General features: G+C 69.3%; 13 protein-coding genes and 1 pseudogene. 9 read left to right on the top strand and 5 right to left on the bottom strand.

Annotation, left to right across the window (positions count from 1 at the left end; all coding sequences use genetic code 11):
- Positions 1-87 precede the first annotated feature (87 nt).
- A complete protein-coding gene (locus W7U_RS09375; RefSeq protein WP_008257282.1) occupies positions 88-777 on the bottom strand; it encodes a PadR family transcriptional regulator in 690 nt (229 codons plus the stop codon).
- A gap of 61 nt (positions 778-838) precedes the next feature.
- Here W7U_RS09375 and W7U_RS09380 point away from each other — a divergent pair, with 61 nt between their 5' ends.
- A complete protein-coding gene (locus W7U_RS09380; RefSeq protein WP_008257284.1) occupies positions 839-1,759 on the top strand; it encodes a TIGR03619 family F420-dependent LLM class oxidoreductase in 921 nt (306 codons plus the stop codon).
- On the opposite strand, the gene W7U_RS09385 is transcribed toward W7U_RS09380, so the two are convergent.
- Positions 1,752-2,549 carry a hypothetical protein gene (locus W7U_RS09385; RefSeq protein WP_008257285.1) on the bottom strand — a complete coding sequence of 266 codons (798 nt, stop codon included), beginning with the start codon at positions 2,547-2,549 and terminating at the stop codon, positions 1,752-1,754. The genes W7U_RS09380 and W7U_RS09385 overlap by 8 nt on opposite strands.
- Positions 2,550-2,642: 93 nt before the next feature.
- Between W7U_RS09385 and W7U_RS09390 the strand changes: the two genes are divergently transcribed.
- The 8 genes and pseudogenes from W7U_RS09390 (at position 2,643) to W7U_RS09420 (ending at position 10,700) form a co-directional block, all read left to right on the top strand.
- Complete coding sequence (locus tag W7U_RS09390) at positions 2,643-3,767, top strand: FAD-dependent oxidoreductase (protein ID WP_008257288.1); 1,125 nt, start codon at positions 2,643-2,645, stop codon at positions 3,765-3,767.
- Entirely contained in the window at positions 3,764-5,044 is a 1,281-nt protein-coding gene (locus W7U_RS09395; protein WP_008257290.1) for an APC family permease, read from the top strand. The genes W7U_RS09390 and W7U_RS09395 overlap by 4 nt, the downstream gene beginning before the upstream one ends.
- 470 nt (positions 5,045-5,514) lie before the next feature.
- Positions 5,515-5,646 (top strand): annotated as a pseudogene (locus W7U_RS26735) (IS607 family transposase); the annotation flags it as partial.
- Complete coding sequence (tnpB, locus tag W7U_RS09400) at positions 5,646-7,025, top strand: IS607 family element RNA-guided endonuclease TnpB (protein WP_008257291.1); 1,380 nt, start codon at positions 5,646-5,648, stop codon at positions 7,023-7,025. The pseudogene W7U_RS26735 and the gene tnpB, both read left to right, overlap by 1 nt.
- Before the next feature lie 39 nt (positions 7,026-7,064).
- On the top strand, positions 7,065-7,562 hold the full coding sequence (locus W7U_RS09405) for a flavin reductase family protein (protein ID WP_008257293.1): 498 nt from the start codon (positions 7,065-7,067) through the stop codon (positions 7,560-7,562).
- A 2-nt stretch (positions 7,563-7,564) separates the two neighbouring features.
- The gene (locus W7U_RS09410) at positions 7,565-8,290 is read left to right on the top strand and encodes a pyrimidine reductase family protein (protein WP_008257295.1); all 726 of its coding nucleotides are present in this window, start codon (positions 7,565-7,567) and stop codon (positions 8,288-8,290) included.
- Positions 8,291-8,399: 109 nt separating this feature from the next.
- The gene (locus tag W7U_RS09415) at positions 8,400-8,741 is read left to right on the top strand and encodes a hypothetical protein (protein ID WP_008257297.1); all 342 of its coding nucleotides are present in this window, start codon (positions 8,400-8,402) and stop codon (positions 8,739-8,741) included.
- A gap of 177 nt (positions 8,742-8,918) precedes the next feature.
- Positions 8,919-10,700, top strand: coding sequence for a serine/threonine protein kinase PknE (locus W7U_RS09420; RefSeq protein WP_008257299.1), 1,782 nt, complete (start codon positions 8,919-8,921; stop codon positions 10,698-10,700).
- A gap of 33 nt (positions 10,701-10,733) precedes the next feature.
- Here W7U_RS09420 and W7U_RS09425 read toward each other — a convergent pair whose 3' ends face one another.
- The 3 genes from W7U_RS09425 to W7U_RS09435 are packed head-to-tail and all read right to left on the bottom strand — an operon-like array spanning position 10,734 to position 15,849.
- Complete coding sequence (locus W7U_RS09425; protein WP_008257301.1) at positions 10,734-12,227, bottom strand: MFS transporter; 1,494 nt, start codon at positions 12,225-12,227, stop codon at positions 10,734-10,736.
- A 29-nt stretch (positions 12,228-12,256) separates the two neighbouring features.
- Positions 12,257-14,047 (bottom strand): N-acetylglutaminylglutamine synthetase, encoded by a 1,791-nt coding sequence (gene ngg / locus W7U_RS09430; RefSeq protein ID WP_008257303.1) that lies wholly within the window; start codon positions 14,045-14,047, stop codon positions 12,257-12,259.
- Positions 14,044-15,849 carry an N-acetylglutaminylglutamine amidotransferase gene (locus W7U_RS09435; RefSeq protein ID WP_008257305.1) on the bottom strand — a complete coding sequence of 602 codons (1,806 nt, stop codon included), beginning with the start codon at positions 15,847-15,849 and terminating at the stop codon, positions 14,044-14,046. The genes ngg and W7U_RS09435 overlap by 4 nt, the downstream gene beginning before the upstream one ends.
- Between the last annotated feature and the right edge of the window lie 95 nt (positions 15,850-15,944).

Genomic DNA, 15,944 nt, shown 5'->3' on the forward strand with positions numbered 1-15,944 from the left:
CGTTATCCGAAAAGCATTTGCGGGAGGCGGGAGGGCCGGCCGTACCGGCGAAACCGGTGACTGCCGACGGAAATGGTCTCCGAACGACTAGTCGGCGTCGCGCTTCGCCTGGACCTGCTTCTCGATTTCGCGCCAATACCCCGGCGTGGGGCGCGGCTTGCCGAACCCGCCCTTCTCGGCCTTCTTCAGGACGGCGTCGGCCTCGTCGATGTCCTTCATGAGCTCGAGCGCGAACTCACGCTCGGCGGCGTAATACTTGGCCGCCCAGCGCAACGCGATCACCGAATACGCCCATGCGGGTTCGCCCTCGGCGCCGTCGGCATCCTCCACCGCCTTGCGGTGGCGGGCGTCGGCGAACGCCACGTGTTCTTGGAGCAGTTCCTTGAGCCGGGCCGGATTGGTGAGGTGACCGAACGTAACCCGAAGCAGCACACTGTGTTTGAGCACCGGCGGGTCCACCGGCGCGTCGTTGACCCACTCGATTGCGGCCGCCATGCCGGCTTCGGTGATCTTGTAGAGCCGGCGGGTGCGGGTGCCCTCGTCCCGCTCGACGCGCGACGTGACCAGCCCCAAGCCCTCCAGCTTCTTCAGCTCCGTATAGATCTGGCTGTAGGACGGGCTCCAGTAGTACAGATCGACGCTCCAGTCGATCCACTTCTTGAGGTCGTAGCCGGAGATCTCCTCCTCGTAGGACATCATGCACAGCAACGCGCGACTGGTCGCGGCCAATGCCGCGTTCGTCGGCTTTTTGCTGGCAGGGTCCGTTTCGGAGTCCACGTGGCCAGGTTAACAACACGCACCCTAGATTGGGGGACATGGACCGCTGGCTGGGACGCCCGTGAAATTCTCCTTCCCCGTTCCGCACATGCTGCGCCTCAAGGCGATTTCGCAACCCTGGGAAGCGACCGTCACGGGCCCCGAACAGCGGCGCATGATGCGCTGCGCCGACCAGTGGGGCTACGACATGATCGCGGTGCCCGAACATCTCATCATCCCCACCGACCACGTCGAGTTGTCCGGGCCGCACTACCTGCATTCGACGGTGGCCCAGGCCTTCATCGCCGGCGCCACCGAACGGGTCGCCGTCAATTCCTGCATCACCATCCTGCCGCTGCAGCATCCGATCGTGCTGGCCAAAGCGCTTGCCACCGCCGACTGGATGAGCGGCGGCCGGATGATGGTCACGTTCGGCGTCGGATGGCTGGCACGGGAGTTCGAGCTCGTGGGCGTGCCGTTCGCGGAACGCGGGCGGATCGCCGACGAGTACCTGGCGGCCATCGTCGAACTGTGGACCAGTGACGCGCCGACATTCGAAGGACGCTACGTGTCGTTCGCCGACATCGCCTTCGAGCCGAAACCCGTTCAAAAACCTCATCTCCCGATCTGGATCGGCGGCGACGCCGACGCCGCGTTGCGCAGGGCCGCCACCTTTGGTTCGGGCTGGTGGCCGTTCCTAACCAAGCCCGAGCAGATCGCCGAAAAGCTGGACTACATCAAGTCCCAACCCTCCTATGACGGGCGGCCTTTCGAGGTGATGCACGGGCTGGGCACCAACCGGGTCGGCGAAGGACACGTCGCGCGCCGCGACGCAAGCGATCGGCCGGGCATGAGCGCGGCGCAGATCGTCGACCGGTTGGGCTGGCTCGCCGAGCAGGGCGTGACGATGACCGCGGTCCCCGTTCCGGCCGTCGGCGGCGTCGACGAATACCTCGACTACGCGCAGTGGGTCATCGAAGAGATCAAGCCGCAGCTCACCTGACCTGCAGCCCGCGCCGGCGCACCCATCCGAGCGCGGCGACGCTGCACGCGACCCACACGGTGACCGCGATGGCAACGTGGACAAGGCTCTTGGTGTCGCGCCCGAACACCGGCCAGATCAGGGCGGGCACCTGCTGCCACAGCACCCGGTGCTCCACACCGTTCATCGGGTCGGCCACGTAGTACAGCGCGTACGGCAGCGCGAGCGCCAGCAGCCAGCTGCGCGTGCGGCGCAGATCGCCGCGCTGGCGCCAGCGCCGGACCAGCGGCTCGACGCTGACCGGGTGCAGCACCGAGATGAGGTTTCCCACGCCCAGCCACGACACGATGGGAACCGCCACGGTGGGGATCGTAATGCCCAGGCGCGCAGGCGTTTCGAGCCACAGCGTCAACACCGTCGCGGCGGCCAGGGTGGGCAACCCGACGATCGCGAGCAGGGCGAGGTTCTTGATCAACAGGATTCGCCCGAACGGCACCCCCGCGGACAGGCCCCGAACGATGCGGTAATGATCCGCGCCCAGGAAGTTGGTGGTGGTCACGTCGGCGAGGACCCACGACGAGAAGTAGGTGCCCACCAGGATCACCCAATCGTGGTGACGTCCCACCGGGGTCAGCGGCTGCACCAGCAGCCAGGCGGCGGCGACGATCACGTTGGCCACCACCCCCATCAGCCAGGTGCGCGGCGGCGTGAACGCCCACCGGATCTCGGCGACAACCGCCGGGAACAAACCCTTCTCGAAGTCCTTGGCGGCGCGCTGTGCCGCGGCGGGACGAGGCGCCGAGGCCCGCACGAGGGCGCGCAGAAGAGCGTCCAACTGATGTGGCCTCCCCCGCTATCGGCTCGTCGGCGTTCGTCCACACCGCACGCAGGGCAGGATAGCGCCATGAACCGAAAGCGCGTCGTCGTCGCGGGACTCGGGGACGCGGGCGTCCTCGCGGCGATCCGGCTGTCGCGGCACGCCGACGTCGTCGGGATCTCGACCAAACCCGCGCTGGTCAGCGGCCAGGAACTCGGCGTCCGGCTGTCCCGCCCGCACGATTGGGCCCGCGATTACTGGATCCCGTTCGACCGGTTTCGCCGCCTGGATCGCGTCCGCACGGTGCAGGCGACGCTGACCGGGGTGGACCTGCGCGCCCGCATCGTCTTCGGCCGGGGCCAAGACGGCGCGACGATCGCCGAACCCTACGACGCGCTGGTCATCTCGACCGGGGTCAGCAACGGGTTCTGGCGCCAGCCGACGTTGCAGTCCGCCGCCGAGATCGGCGCGGGGCTGCGCGCCGCGCACGACCGGCTGGCCGCCGCCGAGTCGGTGATCGTGGTGGGCGGCGGCGCGGCGGCCGTCAGCAGCGCCCTCAACATGGCGACCACCTGGCCGGACAAGCGAATCGACCTGTACTTCCCCCGCGAGTCCGCCCTTCAGGAGTATCACCCGCGGACTTGGCAGCGGATCCGCGCCCGGCTGAGCGAGCTGGGCGTCGGCGTGCACCCCGGCCACCGCGCGGTGATCGGCGAAGGCTTCGCCGGCGACGAACTCACCGACGAACCGGTGCGCTGGAGCACCGGACAACCCCCGGCGGACGCCGACGCCGTGCTCTGGGCGGTCGGGCGGGTGCGGCCCAACACCGGTTGGCTGCCACCGGAATTGCTCGACGAGCGCGGGTTTGTGTGCGTCACGCCGGACCTGCGGGTGCCCGGTCAGCGGGGCGTCTTCGCGCTCGGCGACGTCGCCGCCACCGACCCCCTGCGCAGCTCCGCCCGCAATCGCGGCGACGCCCTGGTGGCGCGAAACGTCCTCGCCCAGTTCGCGGGCCGCCCGCTGCGCACCTATCGCGCGCCGACGCGGCGCTGGGGCTCGTTGGTCGGCATCCAGCCCAACGGCCTGGAGGTCTTCCTGCCCACCGGGCACGCCTTCCGCTTCCCGTCCTGGTCGGTCGAACGCGTGGTGATGCCGTGGTTCGTGCGCTGGGGCATGTATCGCGGAGTGCGCCAGAACAACCCACTCGGATGAGCGCGCCATCCGGCGGGGGCGAGCTTCGCCGAAGCCTGGGAGTCTTCGACGCGGTGGTGATCGGGCTGGGTTCGATGATCGGCGCGGGGATTTTCGCCGCGCTGGGCCCGGCGGCCCGCGCCGCCGGTTCGGGACTGCTGCTGGGCCTGGCGCTCGCGGCGGTGGTGGCCTACTGCAACGCCACGTCCTCCGCGCGGCTGGCCGCGCGCTATCCCGCCTCGGGCGGCACCTACGTCTACGGCCAACAGCGGCTGGGCGAGTTCTGGGGCTACCTGGCGGGGTGGGGCTTCGTCGTCGGCAAGACCGCCTCGTGCGCGGCGATGGCCCTGACCGTCGGCGCCTACGTCTGGCCCGCGCAGGCACACGCGGTGGCCGTGGCGGTGGTGGTCGCGCTGACCGCGGTGAACTATGCGGGAGTGCAGAAGTCGGCCTGGCTGACCCGCATCATCGTCGCGCTGGTGCTGGCCGTGCTGGCCGCGGTGATCGTCGCCGCGCTCGGATCGGGACGGCCCGGCTTCGATCCGTTCCGCCTGCAGGGCGCGACCGCCGGCGGTGTGGTGCAGGCCGCCGGACTGTTGTTTTTCGCCTTCGCCGGATACGCGCGCATCGCGACCCTGGGCGAGGAGGTGCGCGACCCGGCCCGCACCATTCCGCGGGCGATACCGCTGGCACTGACCATCGCCCTGGCCGTCTATGCCCTGGTGGCGATCGCGGCCCTGTCCGTGCTGGGGCCGACCCGGCTGGCCCGGAGCGCCGCGCCGCTGGCCGAAACGGCCGGCGCGGCGGGCGCGGGCCCGCTGGTTCCCCTGGTTCAGGCGGCCGCGGCGGTCGCGGCGGTGGGCTCGCTGCTGGCATTGATTCTCGGCGTCTCGCGCACCACCTTGGCCATGGCGCGCGACCGCCATCTGCCCCACCCGCTGGCCGCCGTGCACCCGCGAACCCGGGTGCCCCACCGCGCCGAACTGCTGATCGGCGTCGTGGTCGCGGTCCTGGCCGCCACCACCGACCTGCGCGACGCCATCGGGTTTTCCTCGTTCGCCGTGCTGATCTACTACGCCGTCGCCAATGCCTCGGCGTTCACCCTCGGGCGCGACGAGGGCCGACCGCCCCGGGTCGTCCCGGTGGTCGGATTGCTCGGATGCGTGGTGCTGGCTTTCGCGATGCCGCGGTGGTCGGTGCTGTCCGGGGTGGCGGTGCTGGGCGTCGGCGTCGCCGCCTACGCGATCCGGCGGCTCACTAGTCGAATTGCCTTGCGGCGCAACAGCGATTCCTCATGAACCGGTCTCGGAGCGCCATGGCCGCGCGGGCCCGCTCGTCGTCCAAATCGCAGGAACACGATTCCCCGGCGCTCCGACGGGGACATGCTCCGTTATGCGGTTGATTCACAGCATGTTTCGACGAACTGCGACCGTTGCGAGCGTTCCCCGGTGACCGCCCCGGGGAGAACGACGGGCGGCGCCAAGCAAACCCCGCCGGCGCACAAAGCGCGTAGCGCGATTCCGCCGGTTATGTGACGGGGCTAGTAGCTGATTGCGGTGTCAGTGGCCGGTAGTTGTCGGTGGTGTGTTGTAGGAACAGAGGTATGAGTCTCGCGGCGTGGGCTGAGCGCAACCGTGTTGTCTCGGTGACCGTGTATCGCTGCTTTCGCCCCTGCCTGCCCCTGCCTGCGCGGTGGGGTGGGTGGGCTGATCTCGTCGACGGCACACGGGGGTGTTGGCCTGCGCTGTCGTACCGCTGTGTATGCGCGGACTCAGCCGAGTCTGGTGACGATCTGGTGGCCGATATGACGGAGATCCTGACGTCGATGTGTGCTCGCTCGTATGGCGAGCGGGCGGCTAAGCGGGCAATTGCCGCTGCCGATGACCGTGAGGCGGCGTGATGGCAAAATTCGAGGTTCCTCACGGTTGGACAGTGCAGGGATTCCGGTTCACCCTGGACCCTAGCGGGGATCAAGCCAGGTCGTTGAACAGGCACTTCGGTGCCCGCCGTAAGGCTTACAACTGGACGGTCGCGGCCCTGAAAGCTGATATCGAAGCCTGGCACGCGTGCGGCATCGAGACGGAGAAACCTTCGCTGCGAGTGCTGCGGAAACGCTGGAACACCGTCAAGGACGAGGTCTGCATCAACGCCGAAACCGGGGCGGTGTGGTGGCCGGAATGCTCGAAGGAAGCCTACGCCGACGGAATCCGCGGTGCGGTCGATGCGTACTGGAATTGGCAGATCTCCCGCGCTGGTAACCGCGCCGGGAAACGAGTCGGGTTCCCGCACTTTAAGAAGAAGGGCCGCGACGCTGACCGGGTGTGCTTCACCACCGGCGCGATGCGCGTCGAACCCGACCGACGGCACCTCACCCTGCCGGTGATCGGCACGGTTCGCACCCATGAGAACACCCGCCGGATTGAACGGCTGATTCGCGCCGGCCGAGCGCGGGTGTTGGCGATCTCAGTGCGCCGCAACGGCACCCGGCTGGACGCCACGGTGCGGGTGCTGGTGCAACGCCCCCAACAGCCCGGCGTTGCGCTACCCGATTCGCGGGTGGGTGTCGATGTCGGGGTCCGGCGCCTAGCAACGGTCGCCACCGGTGACGGCACGGTGATCGAACAGGTGCAAAACCCGCGCCCGCTCGATGCTGCACTGAAACGGTTGCGGCAGGTCTGTCGGGCACGGTCGCGTTGCGCGAAAGGCTCGCGGCAATACCGTAAGCGCACCACCGAGATCTCCCGGCTGCATCGCCGGGTCAACGATGTTCGCACGCATCACCTGCACGTCTTCACCACAAGACTGGCCCAAACCCACGGCCAGATCGTTATTGAAGGTTTGGACGTGGCGGGAATGTTGCGGCAGAAGGGCCTTTCGGGCGCCCGCGCCAGACGGCGTGGACTGTCGGACGCGGCCCTGGGCGCCGCGCGTCGCCTCCTGTCTTACAAGAGCGGCTGGTACGGGTCGCAGCTGGCGGTCGCTGACCGCTGGTTTCCGTCGTCGAAAACCTGCCATGCCTGTGGGCATGTGCAAGACATCGGCTGGGATGAATACTGGACATGTGATGCCTGTTCGCTCACGCACCAACGTGATGACAACGCAGCGATCAACCTCGCACGCTACGAGGACACCATTAGCGTCGTCGGCCCAGTTGGGGCCGCCGTCAAGCGTGGAGCCGACCGTAAGACCTGGCCTGGGCGGGCTGGTGGCCGTGAAGCGCGGAAGGGAACCGGCCACCAGGCCGGGGAACAACCCCGAGACGGGGTGCAAGTCGCGTGACCACTGAATGTCACTCACTTGCAACGGAAGACTGACCGGATGGCCGACCCCGAAACCGAAGCATTCGACAAGCTGGTGGCGGTGCTGAACTATCCGATGTTCGTCGTCACCACGCAGGCCAACGGCACCCCGGCCGGCTGCCTCGTGGGTTTCGCCAGCCAGGCCAGCATTCACCCGCCCCGATTCCTGGTCGGCCTGTCGCAGCGCAACCACACGTTCCGCACGGCCCGCGACGCCACCCACCTGGCGGTGCACGTGTTCGACCACGACCACCTCGACGTCGTGGAGCTCTTCGGCGGCCAGACCAGCGACAAGATCGACAAGTTCGCCCGCTGTTCCTGGCATTCGGGCCCCGACGGGATGCCCATCCTCGACGACGCGGCCGCCTGGTTCGTCGGCGAGATCCTCGAGCGCTTCCCGCTGGGCGACCACGTCGGGCACCTGCTGGCCCCGGTCGGCGGCAGCCCGCCACGGGAGCTGGAAAGCTGGGTGTCGTTCGGCGACGTCCGCCAACTCGAACCCGGCCACGAGGCGTGAGGGTGGACCAGTCTCCCCGGGTCAGCACCGTCCCCAGCATCGTCGAACTCGCGCCGTTCTATGCCGATCCCCCGGATAGCCTGCGCGCCAACATGATCTTCAGCGCCGACGGCGCCGCCGCGTTCGGCGGGCGCGCCGGGCCCCTGTCGTGTCCCACCGATCAGCGGCTGTTGCGGATCCTGCGCGGGCTGGCCGACGTCGTCCTGGTCGGGGCGGGCACCGCCCGCGCCGAAAATTACGGCCCGGTGAAGCTCAGCGACGCGGCGCGGGCCAGGCGGCACCACGAGGGGCGATTCGCGCCCCCGCCGATCGCGGTCGTCAGCCGCAGCGGCGACCTGCCCGCCCGGCTGTTCAGCGATCCCGAACAACCACCGATCCTGGTGACCTGCGCGCGAACCGCGGCGCGCCTCGACAGTGACGACCGGCCGGACAACCGGCTGCGCCTCCTGATCGCCGGCGAGGACACCGTGGACGTGGCCCTGGCCGTCGCGATGCTGCGCGAGCAGGGCATGCGCCGCATCCTGTGCGAGGGCGGGCCGACCCTGCTCGACGAGCTGGTCGAGGCCGACGCCGTCACCGAACTGTGCGTCACCCTCGCCCCCAGGCTCGCCGCGAGCCAGCCGGTGGGTTACCGCGTGCACCCGGCGCGGCTGACCGCGCCAGTCACGATGCGCCTGGCGCACGCGCTGGTCTGCGACGACTACCTGTTTCTGAAGTACACCCGCTGACACCGGTGCGCAGAAGCGCTCGACATGCAGCAAGCGGCCAGCGTTCCTATGATGAAAACGCCCGGCTTGTCGCCTCCCGCGCTGCACACAGAAAAGGATCACCGGCCAGGTGAGCAGTTCAGACCACGACCGTGACTATCGGAATCTGGCGGTGAACCGATTGCGCCCCAGCGAAATTCAGTGGGCGCTCAATCACGATGCCGTGCACGGGATCGCGTATGCGTTCCGGAACCCCGTCGCGGTCGCCGAGTCACTCGAGGACCCGGACGACGACCGCAGAACCTATCTGGTCCGGGTCAAGCGCGACGACCTGGCCAACGCGCTGGAAAAGATCAACGAGTGGATCTTCGACAATCCCGGCCCGGCCGGCATGCAGGCCTACGGATTCGTCCGGGCGCTGTCGCGCGAAGGCCTCACCGACCGCGCCGCCGGGGATGACGACGTCCGCTAAGCGCGTCCCGTCGAATTAGCTGGCTTTCGCTATTCGGTGTGCCCCGCGGTCGCCGAAACCTTAGCCTTATGCCTGCATGCCACCGCACCGGCGGATCCGGCGCCGCCATCGGCAGGGCCCGCGCGAGCGCCACGAATCGGTTTGCGGTGCATGGGGCTGGCGGATGAGGAGTCGCCGATGGATGACACGACCGCGGATACGCGGGCGGGTTCGCAGTTCGGGCCGTACCTGCTGCGGCGGCTGGTCGGTCGCGGCGGCATGGGCGACGTCTACGAGGCCGAGGACACGGTCCGCGAGCGCGTGGTGGCCCTGAAACTGATGTCGCCGACGCTGTCCAACGACCCGGTCTTCCGCTCGCGGATGCAGCGCGAGGCGCGCACCGCCGGGCGGCTGCACGAACCCCACGTCGTGCCCATCCACGATTTCGGCGAGATCGACGGCCAGCTCTACGTCGACATGCGCCTCGTCGACGGCAAAGACCTGGCCGGCATGCTGAAGCGGTACGGGCCATTGTCGCCGCCGCGGGCGGTGGCAATCGTCCGTCAGATCGGGTCGGCGCTCGACGCCGCCCACGCGGCCGGCATCCTGCACCGAGACGTCAAGCCGGAGAACATCCTGGTGAGCGCCGACGACTTCGCCTACCTCGTCGATTTCGGCATCGCCAGCGCGACGTCGGACGAAAAGCTGACGCAAATCGGCACCACCGTGGGCACCGCCAAATACATGGCCCCGGAACGGTTCGGCGACTCCCAGGTGACGCATCGCGCCGATATCTACGCGCTGGCCTGCGTGCTGTACGAGTGCTTGACCGGCTCCCTTCCCTACACGGGCGACCAGCTCAGCGTGATCGGCGCGCACGTGCACCAACCGATCCCACGGCCCAGCGCGGCGCGGCCCAGCATCCCGGCCGGCTTCGACGAGGTGATCGCCCGCGGCATGGCCAAGAACCCCGACGACCGCTACCTCACCTGTGGTGACCTGTCATCCGCCGCGTACGCGGCGCTGGCCGCACCCGACCAGGATCGGGCCACCGACATCCTGGCGCGCACCCAGATGGCAACGCCGCCTTCGGCATTCGCCGCCCAGGCACCCGGGGGCATCGCGCCGGCACCGCCCGCGGCGACGGCGTGGCCCACCCCTGCGGGCGCCGGCCAGCCATTTGCTCCCGGCGGGCCGGTGCCCCAACCGACCGGCTGGGGCGGTGCTGGGGGCTGGAGCAACGCCGGTGGCCCGCCGCCGTGGGCGCCACCGCCGCAAGCCGGCCGCAGGCCCTGGCTGTGGGTCGGCGTCGCCGCCACCGTCGCCGTGGCGCTCGTCGGGGCGCTGCTCGCCGTGGTCCGGCCGTGGGAATCTGAGTCCCCGCCGGAGCCGCCTTCGCCGCCGCCACCACCGGACGCCGTCGCGCTGCGGGTGCTCGATGACGGTGTGTACGTGGGCAGTTCGGCCGCACGGGCGACGATCGACATCTTCAACGAACCCATCTGCCCGCCGTGCGGCACCTTCATCCGATCGAACGGCGCCGACATCGACGCGGCGGTGAACAACAAGAAGCTCGCGGTGCGCTATCACCTGCTCAACTTCCTCGACGACCGCTCGCACAGCCGGACCTATTCGACCCGCGCGGTCGCGGCCACCTACTGCGTCGCCGCGCAGAACGACGCCAAGCTCTACAGCGACTTCTATTCGGGCTTGTTCGCCAGCAACTTTCAGCCGCAGGAGGGCGGCGCCGAAGACCGCACCGACGGCGAATTCGCGCAACTGGCCAAGACGGTCGGCGCCGGCGCCGCCGTGATCACCTGCATCAAGTCCGGCGACGACCTCGGCACGGCCAAGACGAAAGCGGCCAACGGCTATTCGACGCTGTCCGGCGTCAACGCCAACTCCACCCCCTTCGTGTGGGACGGCGTCACGTCCGTGAACTATCAGGATCCCGCCTGGCTGACCAGGCTCACCGGGTAGCCGAGCGGTGACGCGCGCGAGCGGGCAGGCCCGTCAGTCCGGGAGCGGCGCCGAATCCCCTTGGCGTTCGGCCTCTTCGGCGTCTTCCACGGTCAGCGGCAACGCCAGCTCTTCCAGCGGGCGCCGCTCGGCGGCGACCCCCAGCCACAGTTCGACCAGCCCGGCCGCGGCCATCACCACCGCGCCGATCAAAAACGACCAGACGACCTCGCTGCGGTGGCCCGAGTTGATCAGCTGACCGAACAGCAGCGGGCCGGTGATGCCGCCGATCGCCGTCCCCATCGCGTAGAAGAATGCGATCGCCAGCGCCCGCGTCTCCATCGGGAAGATCTCGCTGACGGTCAGGTACGCCGCGCTGGCACCCGCCGACGCCAAAAAGAACGCCACGATGAGCACGCCGATGAAGGCCCAGACGCCGCCGGCCTGGGTGACGAACACCAGCGCCAGCACCACCACCGCGAGACCCGAGCCGATGTAGGTCAGCGTGATCATCGGTTTGCGGCCGACGGTGTCGAACAGATGCCCGAGCACCAGCGGGCCGGCGAAGTTGCTCAGGGCCCACAGCACGAAGAAGACCGGCACCATGCCCGACGGCACGGCGTAGAACTGGCTGAGCAGCGTGCCGAGGTTGAACGTGACGCCGTTGTAGAGGAACGCCTGCCCGATGAACAGCGCCAGCCCGAGCACCGCGCGCCGCGGGTATAGCTTGAAGGCCACGCCGGCGATCTCTCGGAACGAGATCGACTTGCGCTGGCGGATCCGCAGCGGCTTGCCCTGCGGCTCGGGCAGGGGCTCGCCCGTCGCCCGCTCGACCTCCTGCTCGATCTCGCCGACGATGTGCTCGGCCTCCTCCTCGCGCCCGTGAATGAACAGCCAGCGCGGGCTCTCCGGGACGTTGCGCCGCACCAGCAGCACGAAGATGCCGAGGATCGCGCCGATGCCGAAGGCGAGCCGCCACCCGATGTCGGGCGGAAAGTTGGCGGTGTTCAACAGGATCAGCGCGCCGCCGGCGCCGGCGGCCGAACCCAGCCAATAGGTTCCGTTGATCACCAGGTCGACCCGGCCGCGCACCCGCGCCGGGATCAGCTCGTCGATGGCCGAGTTGATGGCGGCGTATTCGCCGCCGATGCCGGAGCCGGTGAAGAAGCGGGTCAGGAAGAAATACCAGGGGGCGAACGCGAACGCGGTCGCCACGGTGGCGACCAGATAGATCGCGAGGGTGAGGATGAACAGGTTTCGTCGTCCGAACCGGTCCGTCAGGTGACCGAAGAACAGCGCCCCCGAACACGCCCCGGCGATGTAGATCGCCGCCGCCATACCGATCTGCGCGGGGTCCAGCGCGATGCCGCTGCCCGGTTCCATGAGCCGAGCCGAGACGTTGCCCACCATGGTGACCTCGAGCCCGTCGAGCACCCACACTCCGCCCAGGCCGACGACGACGCGCCAATGGAACCGGGACCACGGCAGCCGGTCCAGCCGTGCGGGTACCTGCGTCGTGATGGCGTTGGTTTGCGCGCTCGCACTCACGGGCGTCTCCGTTCTGGTTTCGACCGGCGTCAGCCGCGATCGGAGCGGGACTCCTCGGGCGTCCAGGCCTGCGGCTGCCCGGGGTGGCCGGGGAAGAGGAAATCGATGAAAGCCGCCGCCGTGGGCTGAGGTTCGTGGTTGGCCAGCCCCGGTCGCTCGTTGGCTTCGATGAACGCGTAGTCGGCGCCCGTGACGTCGGGCACCAGCAGGTCGATGCCGGTCACCGGGATGCCGATCGCCTCGGCCGCGGTCACCGCGACCCGGCACAGCTCGCTGTTCACCTGCGCGGTGACGTCGTGGATGGTGCCGCCCTGATGCAGGTTCGCCGTGCGACGCACCCGGAGCCGGGTGCCCTGCGGCAGCACATCGTCGAGCGCCCAACCGGCTTCGGCGACGGTCGATTCCGTGAGGTCGTCCAGCGGGATGCGGGACTCGCCGCCGGTGGCCGCCGACCGCCGCCGGCTTTCGGCCGCGATCAGGTCCCGCACGCTGTGCTCCCCCGTGCCGATGATCTCCGGGGGCATGCGCAGGGCGGCGGCGACGACGCGGCCGTCGATCACGACGAGGCGAAGGTCGTCGCCGGCCACCCGCTGCTCGATGAGCACGTCCGGGTATTGCTTGCGGGCGCGCGCGAGGGCGGCGGACAGGTCGTCGGGCCCGTTGTCGGGAACGACGCCGACCGTGATGCCCTTGCCCTGCTCGCCCCGCGTCGGTTTGACGACGACCTCGCCCACCTCCTTGAGGAAGGCGAAGTCGCTCTCGTCGAAGGTGGCCAGCCGCGCGCGCGGCACGGTGATGCCGGCCTCGGAGACCAGGCGCCGGGTCAACCGCTTGTCGTCGCAGCGGCACATGGCCACCGCCGAGGTGTATTCGGACAGCGACTCCCGGGTGATGACGCTGCGGCCGCCGTGGGTGAGCCGCATCTCGCCGGTCTCGGCGTCGAGCACCTCGACCCAGATCCCGCGGCGCAGCGCCTCGTCGGCGATGATCCGGGCGTAGGGATTGAGGTCGTCGACCGTCTCAGGCGGCGGGCTGAACAGCGGCTCGTTGATCGCGTTCTTGCGCTTGATCGCCAGCACCGGGACGCGGCGGAAACCCAGCTTCTCGTACAGGCCGATGGCGGCGGCGTTGTCGTGGGCCACCGACAGATCCATGTAGGCGCGGCCCGCGTCGCGGAAGTGCTCGGCCAGTGCCCGGGTGAGGGCCGCGCCGACCCCCGGGAGCCCGGCGGCCGGATCGACGGCCAGCGTCCACAGGCTCGACCCCTCCTCCGGGTCGTTGAACAACAACTCGTGGTCGACGCCGGTGACGGTACCGACCACGGCGCCGTCCTCGTCGCGCACCGCGAGCAGATACTTCACCGCCGGCACATGCCGATGGTTGTCCCAGATCACGTCGACCCCGGCGGGGACCATCCCGCAGCGCACGTACACCCGGTTCATGGCGTCGGCGTCGATCGGATCGTTGAGCGTGCGCACCGTCACGCCCAGCGGCGGCGGCGGCGAGGCCTTCTTCTTGCCCGTGAAGCGCAGCCGGTAGGTGTGGCTGGGGTCGATGAACAGCTCGGTGGGCGCCTCGGCGACCACGACGTGGGATTCGCGGGCGTAGATGCAGATGTCGCGCCGGCCGGGACCCTCGCGGCGCAGCGCCTCGACCAGTTGCTGGGAGTCGGCGAAGGTCTGCCCGAAAATCAGTCGGCCCCAACCCAATTCGAGCTCGACGTCTTTCGCCATCGCATCGACCAGCTCCGGCGGCGAAGCGTCGTGCAGACCGAGCGTGATCGCCTCGGTGTGGTCGCCGGACGGATCGACCACGGTCATGCAACCGGCCCCGTGATGCCGTGACGCTGCAACCACAGCTCGAGCAGGGCGATCTGCCACAGCTCGTTGCCGCGCAGCGGGGTCAGCTTGCCGTTGGGATTCTCCAGCAGGCCCTCGACCGCTTCCGCACGAAACAGGCCGCGCTCCTTGGCAACCGGCGCGTAGAGGGCGTCGCGGACCATGTCGAGGTAGGGCCCTTCGAGGTGGGTCAGCGCCGGAACCGGGAAATAGCCCTTGGGCCGGTCGATGACCTCCGATGGAATCACCCGCCGCGCAGCCTGTTTGAGGACGCCCTTGCCCTCGTGCGCGATCTTGAGCTCCGGCGGGCAGGTGGCGGCCAGTTCCACCAGCTCGTGGTCGAGGAACGGAACCCGGCCCTCCAGCCCCCACGCCATCGTCATGTTGTCGACCCGCTTCACCGGGTCGTCGATGAGCATGACGGTGGTGTCGAGCCGCAACGCGCGGTCGACGCCCGTCTCGGCGCCGGCCTGCGCGAAGTGCTCGGTGACAAAGCGGCCACTGGGGTCGCCGGGCGCCATGATGCCCGGGCCCAGCAGGCCGGCCAGCTCGGCCGAATCACGGTCGAAGAAGGCGCCGCGGTACTCGGCGACCGCACCCTGCAGCGACGCGGCGGCCGGTGAGCCCATCGGCGGGTACCAGTGATAGCCGGCGAACACCTCGTCGGCGCCCTGGCCGGACTGCACGACCTTCACGTGGCGCGCCACTTCCTGACTGAGCAGGTAGAAGGCGACGCAGTCGTGGCTGACCATCGGCTCGCTCATCGCGCCGATGGCCCCGTCGAGGGCGGGCAGCATCCGTGCGGTCTCGATGCGGATCTGGTGGTGGTCGGTCTCGAAGCGCTTGGCCACGATGTCGGAGTACTGGAACTCGTCGCCCTTGACCCCGCCGGCCGACTCGAAGCCGATCGAGAAGGTGGACAGCCCGTGCTGGCCGGCCTCGGCGAGCAGGCCCACGATCAGGCTGGAGTCGACCCCGCCGGACAGCAGGCAGCCGACCGGCACGTCCGCGACCAGGCGGCGCTGGACCGCCAGGCGCAGCGTGGACAGCACGGCGTCTTCCCAGTCGCGCTCCGACCAGTCCGCGCGGTCGGCGTGCCGGGTGAAATCGGGCGCCCAGTACGTGGTGACGGTGCGCCTGCCGTCGGGCTCGATCGCGACGAGCGAGGCGGGCGGCACCTTGCGCACCCCGCGCAGGATGGTGGCCGGGGCGGGCACCACCGAGTGGAAGGTCATGTAGTGGTGCAGTGCGATGGGGTCGATGCGGGTGTCCACGCCGCCGCCGGCCAGCAGGGCCGGCAGGGTCGAGGCGAAGCGGACCCGGTGGTTGTCCTCGGTCAGGTACAGGGGTTTGATGCCGAGCCGGTCGCGCCCGAGCAGCACCCGCCCGCTGTCGCGCTCGACGATGGCGAAGGCGAACATGCCGAACAGGTGGCTGACGAAGTCGTCGCCCCATCGGTGGTAGGCCTTGATCAGAACCTCGGTGTCGCTGTGCGAGAAGAAGCGGTAGCCGTACCCGCTGAGTTCGCTGCGCAGTTCCTTGTAGTTGTAGATGCAGCCGTTCCAGGCGATCGACAGGCCCAGTTCGGAGTCGACCATCGGCTGCGAGCCGGCCTCGGTCAGGTCGATGATCTTGAGGCGACGATGGCCGAGGGCAACCCGGCCCTGCGACCAGGCGCCGCCACTATCCGGGCCCCTCGGCGTCAGCACGGCGGCCATCGCTGAGACCGCCGCTACCTCGGGCGCCCGCCCGTCGAGTCGTACCTCCCCGGTGACTCCGCACACCTCTTCGACCCTACCGGGGCCCGATTCGGCGCGCGCGTGACGTCCGCCAAAAGCGCTGCAACGGCCCATCAACGCCCATGATCAACGCGCGGTGA

It is taken from the genome of Mycobacterium sp. H4Y (assembly GCF_000364405.1).
Lineage (GTDB): Bacteria > Actinomycetota > Actinomycetes > Mycobacteriales > Mycobacteriaceae > Mycobacterium > Mycobacterium intracellulare.

Bases quoted from the DNA above. Each gene is read 5' to 3' on its own strand.
- W7U_RS09390 (WP_008257288.1), top strand. From the start codon at position 2,643: ATGAACCGAAAGCGCGTCGTCGTCGCGGGACTCGGGGACGCGGGCGTC.
- W7U_RS09395 (WP_008257290.1), top strand. From the start codon at position 3,764: ATGAGCGCGCCATCCGGCGGGGGCGAGCTTCGCCGAAGCCTGGGAGTC.
- tnpB (WP_008257291.1), top strand. From the start codon at position 5,646: ATGGCAAAATTCGAGGTTCCTCACGGTTGGACAGTGCAGGGATTCCGG.
- W7U_RS09405 (WP_008257293.1), top strand. From the start codon at position 7,065: ATGGCCGACCCCGAAACCGAAGCATTCGACAAGCTGGTGGCGGTGCTG.
- W7U_RS09420 (WP_008257299.1), top strand. From the start codon at position 8,919: ATGGATGACACGACCGCGGATACGCGGGCGGGTTCGCAGTTCGGGCCG.
- ngg (WP_008257303.1), bottom strand. From the start codon at position 14,047: ATGACCGTGGTCGATCCGTCCGGCGACCACACCGAGGCGATCACGCTC.